We start from the raw sequence: 21395 nt of genomic DNA on the forward strand, positions 1-21395 counted from the left end.
TTTTTGCGCATTTGAGCAAGGATGGGGGGGAATTAAAAAATCGCCAAAAATGTTCGCCGGCTGTTGAAATTATGCTAACATGAAAGAAATATATCGCACGAACATATGTTCCATGACATCTTAATGTCAACCAAACTTGGTACGATATAAAGATGACATGTAAAGGGGTGAAATCCATGCATTCAGGTATTCAGGAGAATTTTACATGGAACCGCGGTCATATTCTTGCAAGCGGCTCCAATAAAGTCACTTTGTTGGTTGAATGGTTCGGGGGATCCTTCCGCCAATCAAGAAGAAGAAATACGCCCAAACTGATCGCCCAAGACGTGCAGCTGCACTTATGGCTTGAACCGCAAGTTACCTTGGTCCGGATCCACGGAGCGAAGGCTATGACAAACCTGGGTCAATCACTAATGATTCCTCTTGGTGATCTGTATGATGGCGTGAAGCAGTTTCTGGCCATCGAGCTTGCTCTTCAGCCCCAAGGTGCCGGCATGCATGGCGTTTTGTCTGCTCAATGGAAATTCAAAGAAAGAAACAAGGAGCGCATTAAGGAACTTCCTGTGAAGGAATTATATATGAACTACACGTACCATACCGGTTTGTTACAGGAGCCGGAAAGCTTTCATGTCAGAAAACACGTCATGCTGCTGGAAACCCAGAGCATTTTGAAGGAAGCGATCCGCTTGTTCGAGCACGGTGACATTGAACGCGGAGAATGGCTGCTGCGCCGGAAAGGAGACGAGATGCTGATCGAAGCGGCGCGCCATACGGACGAACGGTTGCTGGAGGAGGCGGACATGCTTTACCAGCTCAGCGAACATTACGTCGGGACTTACCGGAGCCAAAAAGTTCTTATCGCTAAAAATGGCTAGTCCCGGTTTTGAAGGAGCCGGCCCGCGGTTCATGTCAGTGGCCGCAAGCGGATCTAGGTTTTTCTGGCAGGATTCACTCGCTGCAAGTCGAATGGACTACATTACGCAAACGGATATGAGTCTAATTTACTATACGAGCTAGGAGAATCCAGATGACAGACAGATTGATTCGATTAATGCGCATCATCACTCTCGTCCAAGCCAAACCGGGTATTTTGGCCAGGGAGCTGGCGGAACGATGCAGCACCACCGAACGGACCATTTATCGCGATATGGAAGCGTTAAGCGCCATGCATATACCTATCACGCATCTCGGATACGGAAAAGGATATCGGTTTATCGGCAGTTTTGCCTTATATCCATTCGATTGGACCGCGGAGGAAGTTCAAGCTTTTACGGCCTTGGGCAAGGCGATGCCTCAGGTCAAGCCTTTGCTCCCCGACGGTTTTGAAGGGGCCTACGAAAAGGTGATGGCGGCCCATAACAAGCAACGGACGGAACACCTGGAAACCGAACTTCAGGAAAGGGACAATCCATGGATCAAATGGGCCGAAAAAGCGGAAGCGGAAGAACAGTCGGAGTACCTGATCCCGATTTTGCTGGCGACGCTGTCGCAGCAAATCATTCAGGCGGAATATTATGTTCCGGAGCGGAACGAGCTCTTGTTCGGCAAAATCGATCCGTATATCCTTGTCCCTTGGCAGCACCGATTTTACTTGGTCGGACGCAACCATAATACCGGAAAACTGTATACCTACAGGTTAAAATATTTTGCGAGGGTCGTCGTGCTGGATGACGTCTTTATTAAAGTACATACCAACATGCAGCAAGAAAAACATCAACATTTCCGAGGAAATGAAGAAAAGGAACCGGTTGAATTTAAGATAAGGCTTACCCCTGCGGCGATCCCAAAATATAAGGAGAAGGAATCGATCACTCCTCTTGCGCAGACGAAGGATCGGGACGGGAGCGTCGTGATGGATGTCACCGTCGAGGACGTTCCGTGTTTTATGAGCTGGCTGTCCCAATTCGGAGCCGACGCGGAGATTATCGAGCCCGAGCATTATCGGGATGTGATGAAACGTGAATTAATCAAATGGCTTGCGGTATATAGCTGAATGACGATGATTGGCTTTTTCGTTCCCTTAAATCGGAGACATGCCGGCATATAACCGGTAACGGCTGACATGCTGGCCGTGTCTCTGGCTGACTCCCTCCATCCCCATGCTCCTGCAAGGGCCTGCTCAATGCCCCCGATCGTCTTTTTCGCATCTTCTCCCTAACATGTAGAATGAGTCGATATGAAGAAATACGGTTTGTTTTTTTGAAAATGCGTCGATTGGATTGAGGTTGTATTTTATAGCCCGGGAAATGATCGTTTTGTCCTTTAGCATCATGCAGCGTTGACTTGGGAAAAGTTGATGCCTTGTTTTCCTTTTAATGGTTGTATATGTTAAAATTTATAAGGGGAAGCGAGCAATACATTGGAGTACATAACTACTTTATATATCGTTAAACCAGGGAGGGAGAAATTTGCGTTTTTTCAGTTCCGGAAAATCGCCGGAGGAGATGGAAGCTGAAAGCAAACAAAGCTTGAATTTGCGCATCAACATGTTTTTTTTCAGCACGTTCATCATTTTTTGCGTCGTCATCGTCCGGCTGGCCGTCATTCAATTCGTGGAAGCGCCGACGTTGACCGAAAAAGAAGCGAACCAAAACACGAAAAACATTCCGCTTCCGCCGGACCGGGGGAACATCCGCGATGTCTCCGGGGTCAAGCTGGCTTATTCCAAGCCGGTTCAATCACTGTATATTACGCTGATGAAGGATTACAACAACAACACGGACAAAGGGAAGAAAAACCGCCCGGAAATCGAGGATATCGCCAAACGGATGGCGGCGGCGTTCAAGCAGTTCGGAAATCCCGGCGACAAGCCGATGACCGCGGGGGACGTGATCGAGGCGATGGACCTCGAATCCAAACGGGACAGCGGCTATACGCCGCGGCGCATTAAAATGGACCTCAATAAAAAAGAGATTCAATATTTTATGGAGCATAAATCGGAGTTTCCGGGCATCGAAATCATCGAAGAAACGATGCGCCTGTACGATCCGGATACGGTGGCCGTGCAAACCGTGGGTTACGTCAAATCGTTCAAGCGGACGGAAAGCCTGAAGGCCTATGATAAAGCGCGGCAGGAGAGCAAGGACGGCACGAAGCCGGACGAAACGTATACGAAGGATGAGCTTGTCGGCTTCGACGGCATCGAGTTTTCCTTTCAGGACGAGTTGAGAGGGAAAAACGGCTACAAGGTGGTGTCGGTCAGCTCCGCCAACATTCCGGAAGAGGTGGTCGACATCGTGCCGCCGGTCAAAGGAAACGACGTGTGGCTAACGATTAATAAAGAGGTTCAGCTGAAAACGGAACAGGCGATCAAGGACCAGCTGGAATGGCTGCATACCCATCCGGTGTCCGGCAAAACGCATCCCGAAGCCGTGACCGGCTATGCGGTGGCCATGGAGGTCGACACCGGCAACGTTGTGGCGATGGCCAGCATTCCCGATTACGACACGAATATATGGAAAACCGGGGCGGCATCTACTGCGGACTTTAATAAATTGAACAATAATTATCAAAATGGGGCCATTACTCCGCTGGACTCCGGTAAGTCGAAGCATAAATTCGATTCGGCCGTGCTTCTCGGTTCCACCATCAAACCGCTGAGCGTGCTGGTCGGGTTAAACGAAAAGCTGTTTACCACGACGACCCCTTACAACGACACGGGAGAAGCCTTTTTCGGGAAAGAGGGCCACCAGGCGCGGGTGCAAAATTCCCAAGGGCATGCCTACGGCTATTTGCGTACGCCTGCCGAAGCCATCGAGCATTCCTCCAACGTGTTTATGGTCGATATGGTGGGCAATGCCCTGTATAAAAAATACGGCAAAAAAGGCATCGACGTATGGAACAGGTATATGGAGGATTTCGGGCTGGGCGTCGCGACGGGCATCGATCTACCCAAAGAATATTTGGGAAAAAAAGAATACGGCACTTCGGAAAACGTCCCCATCAAGACCGTCGGCAGCGCCCAAGCCGCGCTTGTCTATGCCTCCTTCGGTCAAGGCGGCAAATATACGCCGCTGCAGCTGGCGCAATATACCGTGATGCTGGCGAACGAGGGGGAGCGCATCAAGCCGCAAATCGTCAGCAAAATTACGGACGCAAACGGCAAAGTCGTGAAACAGAGCAAACGCGAAGTGCTTAGTCGGGTGCAGTTCAATCCTTCGTATTGGAAGCTGGTCCGCAGAGGGATGAACACGAACGTCAGCGAAGCTTTTGCCGGATTCCCGTACGATTTTGCCCGAAAAACCGGCACCTCGCAGCAGGATTCGAAAGACGGGCTTTTAGACAACGGGGTGTTTATCGCCTATGCCCCGCGCAACAATCCGAAGCTGGCGGTAGCGGTCGTCGTTCCGGAGGGCGGATTCGGCTCGCAAAGCGCCGCGCCGATCGCCCGCAAAATATTCGATGCGTATGACGAGGAGTACGGCCTCGACGGCGTGCCGAAAAAGCAGCTCAAAAACCAGGCGGGCACGGATTCCGCGGATAACGCGGGTATTGGGCAAAATAACAAAAAACAGCAATGAGCCCGAAAGAACGGCAGCTTGGATGAAAACTCCAGGCTGCTTTTTTTTTCGTAAAGGCGCACTTGATCCCAAAAAGCAACCCTTGCTGGATAAGCAAGCCGGCTTCGAATCGTCCATTTCCGCCCTTTGGAAGACGCCGTGTCGCCTGACGTACCGGCCCGTTTCTGTCGAACGATAGGGAAAGATGCCGAGCACCCTCGAACTGTGCTAAAATATGAAATGTCATTTTCATAGAAGGACGTTTCGAAGTCCGTACCGATCATGTTTTAGAGAGAGGAGGGAGGCCGGTGACCGAATTTGCACCGGACAATCCGGAACAGGAGGAGACAAAAAAGAAAGGGAATTTGAACTTAAGGATCAACCTGTTTTTCTTCAGCACGTTTATCATTTTTTGCGTCATCATCATCAGGCTTGCCATCCTGCAGTTCGTCGAAGGGCCGACGTTGACGGAGAAGGAGTCCAGCAACATCGTCAAGGACGTACCGCTTCCGCCGATCCGGGGCACCATTTACGATGCGGCAGGCGTGCCGCTGGCCTACTCGACCCCGACGCAGTCGCTTTATATTACGCTGATGAAGGATTACAGCCAAAAGAACGGCAGCAAAAACCGTCCCGAAGCGGAGCAGCTTGCGCAGCGCCTTTTGGACGTATTCGATAAATACGGCGATTCCGACAAAAAGATGACCAAGCAGGAGATCATCGAAGCGATGGACCTCGATTACAAAAAGTATGCGGGGTATTCGCCGCGCCGGATCAAAATGGATTTGAGCCAAAAGGAAATCGCCTACTTCAGCGAACATAAATCCGAATTTCCGGGGATTTCGATCGAGGAAGAAAGCGTCCGCCACTACGACCCGGACACGGTTGCGGTTCAAACCGTCGGATACATTCGTACGTTCAGCGGTTCGAAAACCTTGAGCAAGTACAAGGGGATCGACGAAGAGCAGCGCAGCGGCGACGTTACGACCGATCCGGGCCTGATTTATACGGAGCCCGAATTCGTCGGCTTCGACGGGCTGGAGCTGATGTACCAGGACGAGCTCCGCGGCAAAAACGGCTACAAAAAAGTGCCGATCAATCCGCGCAACATGCCGGAAGGCGTCGACGAAGTCGTTCCGCCGGTCAAAGGGAACAACGTTTACAGCACGATCAACAAGCAGGTCCAGCTTGCCACGGAGCAGGCGATCATGGATCAGTTGAGCTGGCTGCATACCCATCCGGTTTCCGGAAGAACCCATCCGGATGCGACGACAGGATTTGCCGTCGCAATGGAAGTGAAGACGGGGAACGTCGTCGCCATGGCAAGCATGCCGGATTACGATCCAAACATCTGGCAGACGGGAAGCGTTTCGCCGGATAATTGGAAGAGAATCCAAAACATTTACCAGAACGGCACGATCCGTTCGTTTAACCCGGGAAAAAAGGGCGACCATCCGGAATCGGTCGTCCTGCTCGGTTCGACCCAGAAGCCGCTCAGCGTGCTGCTTGGCTTGAACGAGGGTTTGATTACGACCAATACGTATTACCAGGATAAAGGCGCGGCCTACTTCGGCAAGGAAGGCCATCAGACGCGCGTGCAAAACGCCGGAGGCCACGTGTACGGCGGGATGGACCCGGCGCGTGCGATCGAAAAGTCCTCCAACGCCTTTATGGTCGATATGATCGGCAAAAGGCTTTACGACAAATACAAGGACAAGAGTATCGGAGTTTGGGACGAGTATATGACCAAATTCGGGCTTGGCGTCCTGACGGGGAGCGGCTTGCCGGGCGAATGGAAAGGACGCAAGGAGTATACGAACGTCAAACAGGCGGGAAGTACCCAGTCCGCGATGGCGTATGCGTCGTTCGGGCAGCAGGGGAAATATACGACCTTGCAGCTGGCGCAATACACGGTCATGCTGGCGAACGAAGGCAAACGGCTGAAACCGCAGCTGGTCAGCAAAATTACCGACGAGAAGGGCAATGTCGTCAAAACCTTCAAGCCCGAAGTGCTGAATACGGTAAACTTCCCGAAATCCTACTGGAATGAAATCCGCCGCGGCATGAAGAGTGACGTCTCTTCTTTTGGCGATTTCCCTTACGCGTTTGCGCGCAAAACGGGTACCTCGACGCAGCAGGTCGGACACAAGCTCGTCGATAACGGCGTATTTATCGCTTATGCACCACGCGATAACCCGGTTTTGGCGGTCGCCGTCATGATTCCGGAAGGCGGCTTCGGCTCGCAAAGCGCCGCGCCGATCGCACGGAAAATATTCGACGCGTACGACCAGGTTTACGGCCTCGACGGCGTGCCGAAAGGAAATGCCAACAACCAGTCGGCAAACGGAACGACGGGAACGAACGGCAGCAACTGATTCGCGGTTCCGATCTTTATGCAATCATCGTAACATTGATCTCTTTTAAGGACAGGTTCGGGGCAGCCCGGGCCTGTCCTTTTACGTGCCTGGCCCGCGCAGCCCTTCGACCGGCACTACAACAGAGCCTGAAGCACCCGGATAGGCGGTCCAAAAAACTCTTTTGTGGCCCTCCGCTGCTTTATGGTAAAATGTCCGTATGTGTGTGAATCGTGAAAATGCGTACAAGAAGGAGGAGCGATATGGACACGAAATATAAGATGCTTGCGCTCGATATGGACGGGACGCTGTTGACAAGCAATCAGACCATTTCCCCGGACACGTCCAAATGGATTCAGCGGGCGAAAGACGAAGGGGTTCACGTATGCCTTTCCACGGGAAGAGGCTTCGAAAGCGCGCTTCCGTACGGCGAGGAGCTGGGGCTTTCGACGCCCATGATCACGGTTAACGGCAGCGAAGTTTGGCGCGCCCCGCATGAGCTGCACCAGCGCTCGCTGATGGATCCGCAGCTTATTTCCGACATGCGCGCCATCGCGCTTGCCGAGGATTGCTGGTATTGGGCTTACTCCGTGGACAAAGTCTATAACAAAGACGTCTGGACGGATTCCATCGAAGAAAAGGAATGGCTCAAATTCGGCTTCCATACGGAGGACGACGAAGCGCGGCACCGGATTTTGATGCAGCTGCAGGAAATGGGCGGCCTGGAAATCACGAACTCATCCCCCCATAATCTCGAAATAAACCCGCAGGGGATCAACAAAGCTTCGGGGATTCGAACCGTATGCGGTCTGCTGGGCCTGGAGATGAACGAAGTGATCGCCGTCGGGGACAGCATGAACGATCTGGCCGCGATTCAGGCGGCAGGCGTTGGCGTCGCCATGGGAAATGCCCAGGAGGTCGTCCGGGAAGCCGCCGATTATGTCACGTCAAGCAATGATCGGGACGGCATTGCGGAAGTAATCCGGAAATTTATCTTTCAAATGTAACCATATATATTGTACCCGGGAGCGGCCGGAATCGAATTTTGCAAAATCCTGACTTAAAAAGGAGATCAAGTTATGGCTGTACTCGGATGGATTCTCATCATCGCGTTGTTCGCCGTCGGGATGGCCGGGACGATCGTTCCCGTGCTGCCCGGCGCGATCGCCATTTTCGCAGCCTTTTTCGTTTACGGATGGTTTTTTACGTTCGGGCATTTTGGCGCGTGGTTCTGGATTATCGAAACGCTGATTATCGTCGTGCTGTTTGTCGCCGACTATGCCGTTGGCGCCTGGGGGACGAAAAAATACGGGGGCGGGAAGCTGTCCGTTATTCTAAGCACGATCGGCGCCATCATCGGACCGTTTGTCATTCCGGCGTTCGGCCTTGTCATCGGGCCGTTTCTCGGCGCGTTCGTAGGCGAGCTGATCGACGGATCTTCGGTATCGAAATCGGCCAAGGTCGGGTTCGGCACGCTGGTGGGGCTGTTCAGCAGCATGGTCATGAAAATCATTTTGCAGATCGTCATGATCATCGTGTTTTTCATTTGGATTGCGTGGAACTAAAACCGGAAGCGAACGGTTTCGTTCGCCGAGAGTCCGATCATGCCTAATTTACACCGGGATATGGCGAATCCCGTTACATCTGCTCCATGGGGAATGCTCGCTGGGGGAAAGAAGGGGAAAGAAGTTTGGCTAAAAAGGAATCGTTTATCAAAGGTACGCTGATCCTTGCCGCCGCCGCGTTGGTGGCGAGGGTATTGGGGCTTGTGCAAAGGGTGCCCCTGGATCATCTGTTTGACGATGTCGGCAAAGCATCATTTACCATTGCGAACAACGTCTATCTGATGCTGCTCACCGTGGCGACGGCGGGAATTCCGAGCACGTTGAGCAAAATGGTGTCGGAACGTTACGCCTTGAAACGGCCGGGCGAAGCCCGCCAGGTATACCATGCCGCGCTGCTCTTCGCAGGTTTCGCCGGCGTGATCATAACGGTGCTGCTTTACATTTTAGCTCCGTATTACGCAACGTACGTATCCAAAGTGCCGGATGCGGCGCTGTCGATCCGCGCTCTTGCGCCTGCGCTGCTTTTGTTTCCGGCCATCGCCATGATGCGCGGCTATTTTCAGGGGCGGAACAATATGACCGCAGGGGGCATCTCGCAGATCGTCGAGCAGTTTGCCCGCGTCGGCGCAGCGATCATCATCGCCTATATTTTGCTGAAATCGGGTTACGACGGAAGTTGGGTGGCCGCAGGGGCCTCCTTCGGGGGCGTGCTCGGAAGCATCGGGGCGTTTGCCATCATGCTCTATTACACGGTAAAAACGCGCCAGCAGGACAAAGCGCTTATGCTTCAGGAGGGCGACGGCGTCAAGCTGCCGCTGATGAGGATTTATAAAGATATTTTTACGTTATCCATTCCGATCGTTTTATCGTCGCTTACGGTGCCTGCCGTGAACTTCATCGACTCGTCGATCGTGAACCCGCTCTTGATCGGGCAAATCGGGGAAGCCAAAGCGACGCAGGTGCTCGGGATTCTCGGGCAGCGCGCCCAAAGCATCGCCGGCATCCCGCCGATTTTGGCGATCGCGCTCAGCACGTCGCTGATTCCGGTCATCTCGGCGGCGTTCGCCCGGAAAGACCAGGAGCATCTGCAGCAGCAAATGACGCTGGCACTGCGCATTTCCATTTTGACGGGAATGCCGATCGTCATCGCGCTTTGCGTTGCCGCCTATTCCATTAACGGGCTTCTTTTCAGCAGCCTTGACGGCAGCTGGATCATCATGCTGCTGACGTTCGGGACGATTTTCCAAATTACGATGATGACCACCAACTCGATCCTGCTTGGCGTCAACAAAGCGAAGCTGTCGATGGTCAACGTCATGATCGGGATCTTGGTGAAGCTGGCCGGAAGCTTCGCGCTTGCGTTCGTGTTCGGGATCTACGGCATCATCGCCGCCACCGGGCTTTGTTTCCTGGTGATTACGCTGCTCAACCTTCGTTATCTGAAAGTGATCGTGCCGTTCTCCATTCTCGGCAAACGTTGGACGGGCTTCCTGATCGCCGTCATCCTGACCGCCGCGGTCGGCTACGGCCTGAACGAAGCGGGAGTTCAGCTGACCCGCATCCTGCCGGACCGCCTGGCGTTTCTGATTACATGCATCATCGTCGGGGGAGCGGTCGTCGTTTTATACCTCGTGCTGCTGATCATGCTCGGCGTGTTGCGCCAACACGAGCTGGCAAGCTATCCGCGCAAATTGCAGCGGCTGCTCCGGCCGCTGATGCGCCTGCAGCCCGCCAAGTACAAATCCGCCGATTCAGAGAGACAATAAAAGCGGCGGAGTCCATGCGCCTCGGTTAAGGCTGCCGCGGAGCGGCGTCGGAAACCGCCGCATGGACCGCACGATTGGCATCATGCGTCAGCGCCGCCTTTTGAACGGCGAACCGGTGCGCATGGGACATTTCGATGAGCACCGGCCTTTTGGGCCGGTTCAGGTGATCGAGGGCGTCTTTCGTTTTGAACCAGTCGTAACGCGTGATCGGCTCGTAGGGCATATCCTGCCATACCTCGTTCAGGGTCGGGCTATACAGCCGTTTGTCCGGGGGAAGCCATTCCCGTTTCAGCAGCTCTGCACTTTCCTCCGGAGAGTTCAGGGCTGTTTTTTTGTCGTTCGTGAACAGTCTTGGCCAATATTCCTGCCTGGAACCGAGGTGCTCCGTCCGGGCCGCAAACGCCTCGACCCCCGCGAGCACGTCCTTGTAACCGAACAGCATGGCGTATAACGCTTTGCCGAATTCGATCCGTTCGCCAAGATCGGCAAAATGCTCCAAAACGAGGCCGACCATGCCGCGGCAGCCCGCTTCGCCGCCCTTTGCCGCCTCTTCCGTGCAAGACCCCGCGGGAGGGGGAACCGCCGCCGCATTCCCGTCGTCCGTACCCGCTTGGGATTCGCCCAGCAGCGGAAAAACGACCTGATTCATTTGAAAGAAGCTGTTCATCGCAAAAAAGGGATGATTCAAAACCCGTTTCTGAAAGTAACTGTTTTGGACAACCCTGCCTTCGATGTAGTTTTGCTCGTTGATAATGAGGCCTACGGCCAAAAGCGCGCTGTCGCGCTCGATCCAAAACCGTTCCCAGATCGGGCGCATGAAAACCGAAACGCGGAATTCGGGCAGCAGGTAAAACAAGCTTCTCCCGAGCTTGCGGCTGTGGACGTACAGCAGCAGCTGCGGATAGGCATCAAGAAAGATAAGGGCGTTGCTGCGTTCGAGCATCTGGTAAATATCCTCTTGAAGCTGCGCCGGGACCACGTCCGAAAACAGCCCGCCCTTCAGATCGGTCATATTCCACCCGGCATTGCGGGATACCATGTGGGCAAGGAAAGACCAATGCAGTTCCGGATTGTCCCTGTAGCAATCGTAATACGCCTTCGTCCGGGTAATGTTGCTGAGGCTTGCTTCGAGGGCGGCTTCCCGGATCGTCCGGACGATTTCCCGGTCTTCCGGCGATAGCGGGACAGGCCCTTCTTCCTTCCCGAAAGCGCCGCCGTGCATCCGGTTCCGGTCCGCGAGCAGCCGCTTGAGCTGATCGCGGATGCTGTGGGCCGCCGACTCCCGCCAGCCAAGCGGTCTGCGTTCTTTAATCAGATCCTGCGACGCCTTCCAGCAGACGTATTTGCCTTTTACCGCTTCGGCGGCCGTTTGCGGCAGCGTTTTGGCCAGGCGGATGAATCCGCGGAACGTATGCCCTTCCTCTTTTTCCGACACGGTCGCATCCTCCTTTCTTCATGAAATGGGCTTATTTTCAGTATGGCTCAAAAATTTGACTTCCACTCCATATTTTGATTCACTAAGGGTAGGATTTTGCAAAATCCGGAAGAATAAACGAACCAACGTTCAGAGAGGACTGATTTATAGATGCAAAAAATTACGTCCGAAGCCGAATTTCAAGTGGCCATCCAATCCCCGCGTTTGACGGTTGCCGTGTTCAAAGCCGATTGGTGCGTGGACTGCAAATTCATGGATCCGTTTATGCCCGACGTAGAGAAAAAATTCGAAGGCGATATAACGCTGGTCGAAGTGGATGTCGATAAAGTCGAAGACGTCAGCCAAGAGCTGAACATTCTCGGCATTCCGAGCTTCGTCGCGTTCACCGACGGCCGCGAGCTCGTGCGCCTTGTCAACAAGCTGCGCAAATCCCGCGAGGAAATCGAAGGTTTCCTGCAGCGGGCGCTGGACGTATACCGCACGATCCATAAGTAACCTCGTCCACGGCACCGCTTTTGCCCTTTAAGCAGAAGCGGTGCAGATTTTTCTGGAGCGCGCCCGGAATACGATTACTTTTGCGTTTTGTCACAAAATGGCTATATTTCGCGTCGCTTTATCAGGTATAATAGACGAGATTGGTAATATACGGGCGCTTCAGAAACAAGATGGAGCGTTTTTACTTTGATCTGCAGGTGAGAATTTTGAATACAAAACAATTAAAATGGCTTAGCTACCTGACCTTTGTCGTCATGTTTTTCGCAACGTTCGGCGGGACGGTTGTCACCAAAACCGACTCTGGGCTGGGATGCGGCCACGAATGGCCATTATGCCGCGGGCAATTTATTCCCGCCCATACGATCGCTTCGTTGATCGAATATTCCCACCGTCTGGTCAGCGGCTTGGCAGGACTTACAGCGGTGGCGGTCGTCGTGGCGTTTTGGCTTTACGCCAAAAATCGCAAGGATCTGCGCGTCTACTCCGTGCTGACGCTCGTTTTTGTCATCGTTCAAGCGCTGATGGGGGCGCTCGCCGTCATTTATGACCAATCGTCCGCCGTGTTAGCGCTTCATTTCGGATTTTCGCTGATCGCATTCGCCGGCTCGCTGATGCTTGCGCTTGGGGCCCGAAAGATGGACCGGGACAAACAAACGAGCTTCCGCGAGAATCAGCCCTCGGTTTCGCCGGGATTCCGCAATTTCGTATGGTCGGTCACCATTTATTCCTATATCGTGGTTTACATAGGGGCTTACGTAAGCCATACCAGTTCGGCCGGGGGCTGTTCCGGTTGGCCGCTTTGCAACGGGCAACTGATTCCGTCCATGACGGGCAGCATAGCCATCGCGTTTATCCACCGGCTGGCGGCATTGGTGCTGCTGATCGCCGTCGTGACGATGGCCGTTTTTGCGTATAAGCTGCACCGCGGCAGCAAGGAGCTGCGTTCGCTTGGGGTCGCCGCCGCCGTTCTGTGCGTCCTGCAGGTGTTCAGCGGGGCGGGCATCGTATATACGCTCAGCAAACCCGAGGTGTATATTTTTGCGGCGCTGCTTCACAACCTGCTCATTTCCTCTTTGTTTGGCGTCCTTTGTTACTTGAGCGTGCGGGTGTGGCAGCTTGGGAAAGAACCCGTCGAACAGCTGCAGCCTGCCTCAAACGTGTAAATCATAAGCTTAAAGCAAAGTCCGCGAACCGGGGTTCGGGGACTTTGTTTGATCCTGTGACGGAGACATGCCGTTTAACGAAATTTTTTTTGCGGGGAGAGAAGCCCATGCTGCGAACACTGCTTGGAGAAATGCCGCGCCAAAATAGCGGTCTGCTTGGGGAAGCCATGGATGCGATGCACCGGACGATCGGGCGTCTTCAAAGGGAAATGGATAAAAACGATGACCCGAGCCATGATTTCCGCAAGCTTGACATCTGGACACGCGGACTTGTTTCCTCGCTGGACGAGCTGGAACAAAGCTGGTTTGCGGCCTCCTTTTTCCGCAGGTCGGTCAAGGCCGGATACGTGGATGACATGAGCGCCGAGGAGCAGACGGAATACGCAAGGTACGTTTATTTTTACAAAAACGGCTTTATCCGCGTCTTTTCGGTTTTGGATAAGCTCGGCACGGTATTAAACGAGCTGTTTGAGCTTGATACGGCAAAAGTTAAAGAGCATTATTCGTATTTCACCGTCCTTCGGCGGCTGCGGGAGCTGGGGCGGCATCCGGAGCTTGAAGCCGAGCTGGCCGCCGTCAAAAACGATTACCGGGACTGCTTGAACGTTTTGCGCAAGCGCCGGAACGCCGAAATTCATTATATGAACGCCGAGATGCAGGACGACCTGTGGCAAAGGCATCAAGGCCTGCACGCCAAGGTGGAGCTGGAGGACTTGGACCAGCATCTGAACGATTTGAAGCAGGGGCTCGACATGGTATGCAAATCTTTGATCGCCGTCTACCGGTATGCGGGGAGACTGAAGTCCTAAAATCCAACAAATTTCCTTTTGACAAGCAGCGGAAAAGTGATTATACTGAAACACGTGAAAAAATAATATTGTTTGCATACATTTTTTCTTATCGAGAGAGGCGGAGGGACAGGCCCGATGAAGCCCGGCAACCGATTTGAGAAGCGGCCGTAAGGCCCATTTTCGAATGACATGGTGCTAATTCCTACAACTGCAGGCATTCGCTGCAGGTTGGCAGATGAGAAGAGGAAGCGACTTCGAATAGAAGAGCCCTTTTTGATTCGGTCAAGAGGGCTTTTTATTTTGTCTATTTATGTCAGAACGGCAGTTCATGATAGATACGAAACAAGGTTCAAGCTTCAAGAACGCAAGGAAGGAGAGCTTCGGATTGATAGAATTGAAACAAGTAACCAAAAGATACGGCAAGGGCGCAAAAACGACGGAAGCTCTATCCGGTTTGAACCTCTCCATTAAAAAAGGAGAGATATACGGTGTCATCGGCCACTCCGGCGCCGGCAAAAGCACGCTGATCCGCTGCATGAACCTGCTGGAACGCCCTACCTCCGGCGAAGTATGGGTCGACGGCGTCGATTTGACGAAGCTCGGCAAACAGCAGCTGCAGACGAAGCGCCGGGAGATCGGCATGATTTTTCAGCATTTCAACCTGCTGAGCTCGGCGACCGTATACGACAACATCGCGTTTCCGCTACGGCTGGCCCATGTGGATAAAGCGAAAATCGCAAGCAAGGTAGGCGAGCTTCTCCAACTGGTCGGGCTGGAAGCCCACCGCGACAAATATCCGGCGCAGCTGTCCGGCGGCCAGAAGCAGCGGGTCGGCATTGCGCGCGCGCTGGCCAGCGATCCCCAAGTGCTGCTGTGCGACGAAGCGACGTCCGCCCTGGACCCGCAGACGACGGATTCGATCCTGAAGCTGCTGCTCGACATCAATCAAAAATTCAACCTGACCATCGTCCTGATCACGCATGAAATGCATGTGATCCAAAGCATCTGCGACCGGGTCGCCGTCATCCACCAGGGAGGCATCGTGGAGGAGGGGGCCGTGGCCGAAGTGTTCCTGAAGCCGCAGCATCCCGTGACCCGCGAGTTTATCCTCGGCGAGGCGGGGGAATCCGCGCAGCTTGCGCTGCAGGCGCCGCATGACGGGTCGTCCAAGCTGTGCAAGCTCACGTTCCTCGGCGAAAAGACGTATGATTCGATTTTATCCCGGACGGCAAGGGAAACCGGCGTCGATTTCGCGATTTTGCAGGGAACGATTTCGAAGATCAAGGACATCCCTTACGGCCAGCTGATCGTCCGTCTCGAAGGGGAACCGGGGAATATCGGGCAAACGATCCAAAAAGTCCGGGACGAAGGCTTGGATGTGGAGGTGTATGACTGATGCTCGGTTTTGATTTTTCGCAGCTGGATTGGAACGAAATCGGCGTGGCCAGCGCGGATACGCTGAAAATGCTCGTTTCCTCCGCCGTGTTTACGTTTATTCTCGGCCTGCCGCTAGGCGTGCTGCTGTACCAGACCTCGCGTTCGAACACCGGCTGGGTGCGCGTCGTATACAACGTCTTGTCGATCATCGTCAACATTTTGCGGTCCGTGCCGTTTATCATCCTGATTGTCGCCTTGATCCCGTTTACGACATCGATCGTGGGCGTTTCCTACGGGGTGCTCGGTACGATTCCGCCGCTGGTGATTGCGGCCGCGCCGTTTTTTGCGAGACTGGTGGAAACCTCGCTGCGCGAGGTGGACCGGGGCGTGCTCGAAGCCGCGCAGTCGATGGGCGCTTCCACCTGGCAGATCATCCTGAAGGTGCTGCTGCCGGAAGCGAGACCGGGCCTGCTTGCAGGCATTACGATCACGGTTGTCACGCTGGTTTCCTATACGGCGATGTCCGGCATGGTCGGCGGCGGCGGGCTCGGCGATCTTGCGATCCGTTACGGTTATTACCGTTACGAGAAGGAAGTCATGATCATTTCCGTGTTGTTCATGATCATTTTGGTGCAGGTGCTGCAGATGGCCGGCGACCGGCTTGTCAAACATTTTACGCGCAAATAACGCAATAACGGCAATGCCATCCGTTCATCGGATGTTGAAGGAAGCGCCCGGACCGCATGTTTTTTCCGCCTAAGAAACAACATGCGCGGGGCCTTCCAATAATAAAACTTATTAAGTCGATCAATTAAAGGGGGATTTACCAATGAAAAAAGGATTGTTTGCGTTACTCAGTCTCATTCTCGTGGTGGCGCTTGCCGCTTGCGGAAGCAAAAATGCCGAGGACAAACCGGCGGCAGGCGGGGAGAACAAAGGCACGGAAGCAGCGACGCCCGTCACTTTGACGGTGGGAGCAACGGCCGTACCGCATGCGGAAATTTTGAAGCATATCCAGCCAGCGCTTGAAAAAGAAGGCGTAAAGCTTGAAATCAAGGAATTTTCCGATTACGTGCAGCCCAACGTCCAAACGTTCCAAAAGCAGCTCGACGCGAACTTCTTCCAGCATAAACCATATCTCGACGACGAAAACAAAACCCGGAACATGGATCTCGTGCCGGTTGTAGCCGTACACGTGGAGCCGCTTGGCGCTTATTCCAAAAAGGTAAAATCCGTTGACGAGCTGAAAGACGGCGCCGTGGTCGGCATTCCGAACGACAAAACGAACGGCGGCCGCGCGCTGAGCCTGCTGGCGAAAAACGGTCTCATCAAACTGAAACAAGACAACATGATTCAAGCGACCGTCAAAGACATCGTTGAAAATCCCAAAAACATCAAAATCAAAGAGCTTGACGCCGCCATGCTTCCACGCCAGTTGGATCAATTCGATTTGGCGGTCATCAACACGAACTACGCGCTGGATTCCGGCATCGATCCGGTGAAAGAGGCTTTGTTCATGGAGGACAAAGACAATCCTTACGCGAACATCCTTGTGGCCCGCCCGGACAACAAAGACTCCGACGCGATCAAAAAATTGGCCGCGGCGCTGACTTCCGACGACGTAAAAAAATTCATCGAAGACAAATACAAAGGCGCTGTTATTCCGGCGTTCTAAGCCAAAAAAGCACAAACTTCGAATCCGCGTGGGCGACGCCGCCTGCGCGGATTTTTTCTGTCTTACGCTTCCAAACTTTTGCATAAATCCCGAACTCTTATGCGCCTAAGTTGCTGGGATGCCGCCAAATCTTCTATACTAGAGGAAAGGGAATACATAAGGAATCGATGTAATACGGTTATATACATGAGGATTCGCAAAATCCGGATCTATAAAGTTTGCAGTCATTCCCGATGCCGATGGAGGAGGAGCAATGTTAAAGGATAAAATCGCCTTGATAACCGGAAGCGCGAAAGGGCTCGGAAAAATGACGGCGCTGACGCTGGCCGAGCAGGGCTGCGACATCGCGCTCAATTACGTCCACAGCCGGGAGGAGGCCGAGGAGCTCAAGCAGCGAATCGAAGAGCTTGGAGTACGGTGCATCGCCGTTCAAGCGGATATTTCGGATGCGGCGCAGATCGAGGAACTGGTGCGGCAGGTGGAATCCCGGCTCGGCAGCGCGGATATCGTCGTCAACAACGCCGGGCCGTTTATCCGCCAGCGGAGGTTGTTTGCCGATTACACGAAGGAAGAAATCCTGTCGCTCGTCCAGGGGAATCTGGTCGGCACGATGCTGCTCGATCATCTGGTGCTGCCGGCCATGCGGCATAAAAGATGGGGAAGGATCATCCATTTCGGTTACGGGCATGCGGCGGAGGCAAGGGCTTGGCCGCACCGGGCGGTATATGCCGCGGCGAAAACGGGCCTGGTTTCGTTCACGAAAACGTTGGCGGTGGAAGAAGCGCCGTTCGGGATTACGGTGAACATGGTTTGCCCCGGCGATATTCGAGGCGACAACAAGGAGAAGACGATCGCGGAGGTATCCGGGCTCACCGATGGGGAAACGCCCCGGGGAAGACCGGGAAGCGGGGAAGACATTGCCCGCGTCATCCGGTATTTATGCCATGAGGACTCCGATTTTATTACGGGCAACATCATGGACGTCTCGGGGGGGCTGGACCCGATCCGGCCTTGGATCGAACCGGCAAACCCCAAGCTGTAGCAACGCAAAAAAGAGTCCTGCGCTTCCGAAGGAAGGCAGGACTCTTGCACTTGCAAGCTATAAAATGGGATTAGAATACTTGAATAACGTCGTTGATTCCGTCGACTTCCTCAACGAGTGCACGTTCAATCCCGGCTTTGAGTGTAATGGTGGAGCTTGGGCAGCTTCCGCATGCACCCATCAATTTCAATTTCACGATGCCGTCTTCCACGTCAACCAGTTCCACGTCACCGCCATCGCGCTGAAGGAACGGACGAAGCTTATCCAGCACTTCCGCTACCTCGTCGTACATGGTGCTTTGTGCGTTTTCGCTCATTAGTTTCAACTCCTTTCCTATAATGATTATTATATTACAAAACGAGCCAAAATAAAATGGCTATATCTGCGCGCAAAAACAACGGCATTGATCTTTTCTTCTTTCACCGCTAAACTAAGGGAAGTTCTTTGGATCGCGAGCCTTCTTTGAAGGCGCGCCGACAGACGTCTTTTGTTAAAATTGGGAGGACATCCCGAGATTCATTCATAAAGCAGGTGATCATAAGTGAGACCCATTATCGAATTTTGCACGAACAACATGCATTTCGGTACCGACGAAGTGATGGAAAAGCTGGAGGAAAATCCGGACTATGATGTGATAGAATACGGCTGCTTAAGCAATTGCGGCCAATGCGCCATGATGCCGTTCGCCATGGTCAACGGCGAAATCGTCGATGCCGACAGCGCAGACGAGCTGTACGAGGCCATCATGGCCAAAATAAAAGAGCTCGAGGCTTGGGACAGCCTCGAGCTGGATTAGCCGAAATGGCGTTTGGACAACCAGAGTACTCCGCTCTTCAAGATGCGGGGTACTCTTCCTTTTACGGAGGTTTTCCCCATCAATCCGAAGCCGGCTTTGCTGCCGAGCGAACCGAGCGTGCCTTTCAGGCGGATTTTATGGATCTTCGGCGTGTCTCCCCGCCAGAGGGCATGGATCACTTCCGCGACCTGCTCGGCTTGGGCGCCGGCGGCCTGTGCGCTTGGCGCAAACGGAATGCTCGCGCAGTCGCCGATCACGAATACTTCGGGATAATCGGGAAGCTGCGAATATTCGTTGATCAGCAGGCGCCCGCCGCGATCCTTCGGCAGATCGAGATCCTGCACGATCTTCACCGGCTGAATGCCCCCGGTCCATACTGCCGCGTCGGTATAAATTGCCTCGTCCCCGTTGTACACGGCGCCCTCTTCGACACGGCAAACCGAGATATGGGAACGCGTGTTGACGTCATGATCCCGGAACCACTGCTCCACGTATGCGGACAGCGTGGAAGGGAAGGCGGAAAGTACCCGGCTGCCCCGGTCCAGAATCGTAATGTTCAGGTCGGGACGGCTTTCGCGAAGCTCCGCCGCCGTTTCGACGCCGCTTAAGCCTCCGCCGATAATGTGAACCTGGCCGTACGGCTTGATATCGTTCAAGCGCTGATACGTTTTGCGGGTGCTGGAAAAGGTCTGGATGCTGCTCGTGAACTCCTCCGCGCCCGGAATGCCGTGGTAACGGTCGGTGCAGCCAAGGGCGATGACAAGATAATCGTATTCGATCGGCTCATCCTGTTCCATGCGAACAAGCTTCTTTTCCAGATCGATGGACGTTACCTCGCCATATCTTTTCGTTAACTGGCTATGGTGAGGGAACGGAATCCGCAAATCGAAATCCGAAGCCGTTCCCGCGGCAAGCGCGTAATATTCCGTTTTGATTCCTTGGAACGGCATCCGGTCGACCAGCACGATTTCAACGTCCGCCGGAAGATTTCCGTTCACCAGGCCTTGAATCATCGCGAGACCGCCATAACCTCCGCCTAGAATGACAAATTTTCTCATCTAGTCCGTCTTTCCTTTCTCTGCATCGGGTTTTAATAGATGAAGCGAATGCCTTTGACGGGCCTACTCATATACTTTGATTTCGTTGTAGAATGTATCCCGTTCGACCGGAATTCGTCCTGCCCCTTTGATCAGCCAGACCAGTTCGTTGCGTGTCAGGCCTTCGGGCGTAAGGGCTCCCGCCGCATGGCTGATGCGCTCTTTCAGGATCGTACCGTGCACGTCGGAGGCGCCGAAGGAAAGGGATACCTGCGTCAGCTGCGGACCGATGTTGATGAAGTAGGCTTTGATGTGATCGAAATTATCGAGCATCAGACGGCTGATGGCGATGGTTTTCAAGTCCTCGTAAGCGGAGTTGCGGCGCATGATGCCGGCGTTTTTGTTTCTAGGCTGCATGGACAGCGGGATGAAGACAAGGAAGCCGTTCGTTTCATCCTGAAGCTCGCGGATCTGCATCATATGGCGCACGCGGTCCTCATGCGTTTCGATGGCCCCGTACAGCATCGTCGTGTGGGTTTTCATGCCGAGGTTATGCGCCGTTCTATGCACTTCAAGGTAACGGTCGACGTTTGCTTTTTCGACCTTCATCTTTTTGCGGTATTCGTCCGACAAAATTTCGGCTCCGCCGCCTGTCAGCGACTTCAGCCCGGCCTTTTGCAGCTCTTTCAGCACTTCCTCGATGCTAAGCCCGCTGATCCGGGTGTAAAAATCGATTTCCGCCGCGGTGTATGCTTTCAGCGTCACGTCCGGGAAGCGGTCGGTCAGCGCCTGCAGGGAATCGACGTAATATTGGAACGGCACGTGGTTGTTATGGCCGCCGACGATATGGAATTCGCGAACGCCCGGATGGATGTGCTGCTCCACGTATTCGATCATTTCCTGGCCGCTCAGCGTATAAGCGCCTTCGTCGCCGAGGTCTTTGCGGAAATTGCAAAACGCGCATCTGGCTTCGCACACATTGGTGAAATAAAGGCTCATATTTTCAATAAAATAAACCTTTTTTCCGTTTTTGCGCAGATTAACCTCATTCGCCAGCTGGCCGAGCGTCAACAGGTCATCCGTTTCATAAAGAAAGACGCCGTCCTCAAGGTTCAAACGCTCTCCGTGGCGCACTTTTTCGGCGATTTCTGCCATTCTCTTGCTGTCATTCGATGTTGCGATCATGGACATATCCATTCCTCCTGTTCATTTGATGGGGGGCGGCTTTGCGTACGAAAACACAAAAAAACCGCTCGTCGGAAGGTGTCCGGCTTCATTCAATCAAGTCTTGAAATAACGGCTTGTTAATGCGCTCGAAAGGAGCAAAGGCCGGTTAAGTATGGGCGGCAGATCTGCTTGCCTGTCGTCGTTGATGTCGTTCTTTTTTGTGAAAAAAATAA

At 53.5% G+C, this 21395-nt stretch carries 19 protein-coding genes and 1 riboswitch; of the genes, 15 read left to right on the top strand and 4 right to left on the bottom strand.

What is annotated here, in order from left to right:
* Positions 1–176: 176 nt before the first annotated feature.
* The 7 genes from GQY55_RS20640 (at position 177) to GQY55_RS20670 (ending at position 10184) form a co-directional block, all read left to right on the top strand.
* On the top strand, positions 177–875 hold the full coding sequence (locus tag GQY55_RS20640) for a hypothetical protein (RefSeq protein ID WP_160043770.1): 699 nt from the start codon (positions 177–179) through the stop codon (positions 873–875).
* A 152-nt stretch (positions 876–1027) separates the two neighbouring features.
* Positions 1028–1993: a helix-turn-helix transcriptional regulator gene (locus GQY55_RS20645; RefSeq protein WP_160043771.1), complete on the top strand. Its 966-nt coding sequence runs from the start codon at positions 1028–1030 to the stop codon at positions 1991–1993.
* A gap of 451 nt (positions 1994–2444) precedes the next feature.
* Positions 2445–4520, top strand: coding sequence for a peptidoglycan D,D-transpeptidase FtsI family protein (locus tag GQY55_RS20650; protein WP_160043892.1), 2076 nt, complete (start codon positions 2445–2447; stop codon positions 4518–4520).
* Positions 4521–4807: 287 nt separating this feature from the next.
* On the top strand, positions 4808–6874 hold the full coding sequence (locus GQY55_RS20655; protein ID WP_160043772.1) for a peptidoglycan D,D-transpeptidase FtsI family protein: 2067 nt from the start codon (positions 4808–4810) through the stop codon (positions 6872–6874).
* A gap of 242 nt (positions 6875–7116) precedes the next feature.
* A complete protein-coding gene (locus tag GQY55_RS20660) occupies positions 7117–7860 on the top strand; it encodes a Cof-type HAD-IIB family hydrolase (RefSeq protein WP_160043773.1) in 744 nt (247 codons plus the stop codon).
* 72 nt (positions 7861–7932) lie between these two features.
* Positions 7933–8418, top strand: coding sequence for a DUF456 domain-containing protein (locus GQY55_RS20665; protein ID WP_160043774.1), 486 nt, complete (start codon positions 7933–7935; stop codon positions 8416–8418).
* 125 nt (positions 8419–8543) lie between these two features.
* Positions 8544–10184, top strand: coding sequence for a putative polysaccharide biosynthesis protein (locus GQY55_RS20670; protein WP_160043775.1), 1641 nt, complete (start codon positions 8544–8546; stop codon positions 10182–10184).
* Between the two features lie 25 nt (positions 10185–10209).
* Here the strand turns inward: GQY55_RS20670 and GQY55_RS20675 are convergent, their stop codons facing one another.
* Positions 10210–11619, bottom strand: a complete 1410-nt coding sequence (locus GQY55_RS20675; protein ID WP_160043776.1) for a DUF2515 family protein — start codon at positions 11617–11619, stop codon at positions 10210–10212.
* Between the two features lie 150 nt (positions 11620–11769).
* Between GQY55_RS20675 and GQY55_RS20680 the strand changes: the two genes are divergently transcribed.
* From GQY55_RS20680 to GQY55_RS20710, 7 genes are all read left to right on the top strand, one after another.
* A complete protein-coding gene (locus tag GQY55_RS20680; RefSeq protein WP_160043778.1) occupies positions 11770–12114 on the top strand; it encodes a thioredoxin family protein in 345 nt (114 codons plus the stop codon).
* A gap of 197 nt (positions 12115–12311) precedes the next feature.
* Entirely contained in the window at positions 12312–13277 is a 966-nt protein-coding gene (locus tag GQY55_RS20685; RefSeq protein WP_373309271.1) for a COX15/CtaA family protein, read from the top strand.
* A 107-nt stretch (positions 13278–13384) separates the two neighbouring features.
* Positions 13385–14086, top strand: a complete 702-nt coding sequence (locus tag GQY55_RS20690; protein ID WP_160043781.1) for a Cthe_2314 family HEPN domain-containing protein — start codon at positions 13385–13387, stop codon at positions 14084–14086.
* 85 nt (positions 14087–14171) lie between these two features.
* Positions 14172–14310: riboswitch (SAM riboswitch) on the top strand.
* A gap of 143 nt (positions 14311–14453) precedes the next feature.
* Entirely contained in the window at positions 14454–15464 is a 1011-nt protein-coding gene (locus tag GQY55_RS20695) for a methionine ABC transporter ATP-binding protein (RefSeq protein ID WP_160043783.1), read from the top strand.
* Complete coding sequence (locus GQY55_RS20700) at positions 15464–16132, top strand: methionine ABC transporter permease (RefSeq protein WP_160043784.1); 669 nt, start codon at positions 15464–15466, stop codon at positions 16130–16132. The genes GQY55_RS20695 and GQY55_RS20700 overlap by 1 nt, the downstream gene beginning before the upstream one ends.
* A gap of 142 nt (positions 16133–16274) precedes the next feature.
* Positions 16275–17120: a MetQ/NlpA family ABC transporter substrate-binding protein gene (locus GQY55_RS20705; RefSeq protein ID WP_160043786.1), complete on the top strand. Its 846-nt coding sequence runs from the start codon at positions 16275–16277 to the stop codon at positions 17118–17120.
* Positions 17121–17373: 253 nt separating this feature from the next.
* The gene (locus tag GQY55_RS20710; protein ID WP_160043787.1) at positions 17374–18162 is read left to right on the top strand and encodes an SDR family oxidoreductase; all 789 of its coding nucleotides are present in this window, start codon (positions 17374–17376) and stop codon (positions 18160–18162) included.
* Between the two features lie 70 nt (positions 18163–18232).
* Here the strand turns inward: GQY55_RS20710 and GQY55_RS20715 are convergent, their stop codons facing one another.
* Positions 18233–18478, bottom strand: a complete 246-nt coding sequence (locus tag GQY55_RS20715) for a NifU family protein (protein WP_036710886.1) — start codon at positions 18476–18478, stop codon at positions 18233–18235.
* 225 nt (positions 18479–18703) lie between these two features.
* Between GQY55_RS20715 and GQY55_RS20720 the strand changes: the two genes are divergently transcribed.
* Complete coding sequence (locus tag GQY55_RS20720; RefSeq protein WP_036710884.1) at positions 18704–18958, top strand: YuzB family protein; 255 nt, start codon at positions 18704–18706, stop codon at positions 18956–18958.
* Here GQY55_RS20720 and GQY55_RS20725 read toward each other — a convergent pair.
* On the bottom strand, positions 18955–20016 hold the full coding sequence (locus GQY55_RS20725) for an NAD(P)/FAD-dependent oxidoreductase (protein WP_160043788.1): 1062 nt from the start codon (positions 20014–20016) through the stop codon (positions 18955–18957). The two genes, GQY55_RS20720 and GQY55_RS20725, sit on opposite strands and share 4 nt — an antisense overlap.
* 63 nt (positions 20017–20079) lie before the next feature.
* Positions 20080–21186 (bottom strand): aminofutalosine synthase MqnE, encoded by a 1107-nt coding sequence (gene mqnE, locus GQY55_RS20730; RefSeq protein WP_160043790.1) that lies wholly within the window; start codon positions 21184–21186, stop codon positions 20080–20082.
* Positions 21187–21395: the final 209 nt, after the last annotated feature.

The organism is Paenibacillus sp. USDA918EY (assembly GCF_009870825.1).
In the GTDB taxonomy this organism is placed as follows: domain Bacteria; phylum Bacillota; class Bacilli; order Paenibacillales; family Paenibacillaceae; genus Paenibacillus_AQ; species Paenibacillus_AQ albilobatus.

Bases quoted from the DNA above. Each gene is read 5' to 3' on its own strand.
- GQY55_RS20640 (WP_160043770.1), top strand. From the start codon at position 177: ATGCATTCAGGTATTCAGGAGAATTTTACATGGAACCGCGGTCATATT.
- GQY55_RS20645 (WP_160043771.1), top strand. From the start codon at position 1,028: ATGACAGACAGATTGATTCGATTAATGCGCATCATCACTCTCGTCCAA.
- GQY55_RS20650 (WP_160043892.1), top strand. From the start codon at position 2,445: ATGGAAGCTGAAAGCAAACAAAGCTTGAATTTGCGCATCAACATGTTT.
- GQY55_RS20660 (WP_160043773.1), top strand. From the start codon at position 7,117: ATGGACACGAAATATAAGATGCTTGCGCTCGATATGGACGGGACGCTG.
- GQY55_RS20665 (WP_160043774.1), top strand. From the start codon at position 7,933: ATGGCTGTACTCGGATGGATTCTCATCATCGCGTTGTTCGCCGTCGGG.
- GQY55_RS20680 (WP_160043778.1), top strand. From the start codon at position 11,770: ATGCAAAAAATTACGTCCGAAGCCGAATTTCAAGTGGCCATCCAATCC.
- GQY55_RS20690 (WP_160043781.1), top strand. From the start codon at position 13,385: ATGCTGCGAACACTGCTTGGAGAAATGCCGCGCCAAAATAGCGGTCTG.
- GQY55_RS20700 (WP_160043784.1), top strand. From the start codon at position 15,464: ATGCTCGGTTTTGATTTTTCGCAGCTGGATTGGAACGAAATCGGCGTG.
- GQY55_RS20705 (WP_160043786.1), top strand. From the start codon at position 16,275: ATGAAAAAAGGATTGTTTGCGTTACTCAGTCTCATTCTCGTGGTGGCG.
- GQY55_RS20710 (WP_160043787.1), top strand. From the start codon at position 17,374: ATGTTAAAGGATAAAATCGCCTTGATAACCGGAAGCGCGAAAGGGCTC.
- GQY55_RS20715 (WP_036710886.1), bottom strand. From the start codon at position 18,478: ATGAGCGAAAACGCACAAAGCACCATGTACGACGAGGTAGCGGAAGTG.
- GQY55_RS20725 (WP_160043788.1), bottom strand. From the start codon at position 20,016: ATGAGAAAATTTGTCATTCTAGGCGGAGGTTATGGCGGTCTCGCGATG.
- mqnE (WP_160043790.1), bottom strand. From the start codon at position 21,186: ATGTCCATGATCGCAACATCGAATGACAGCAAGAGAATGGCAGAAATC.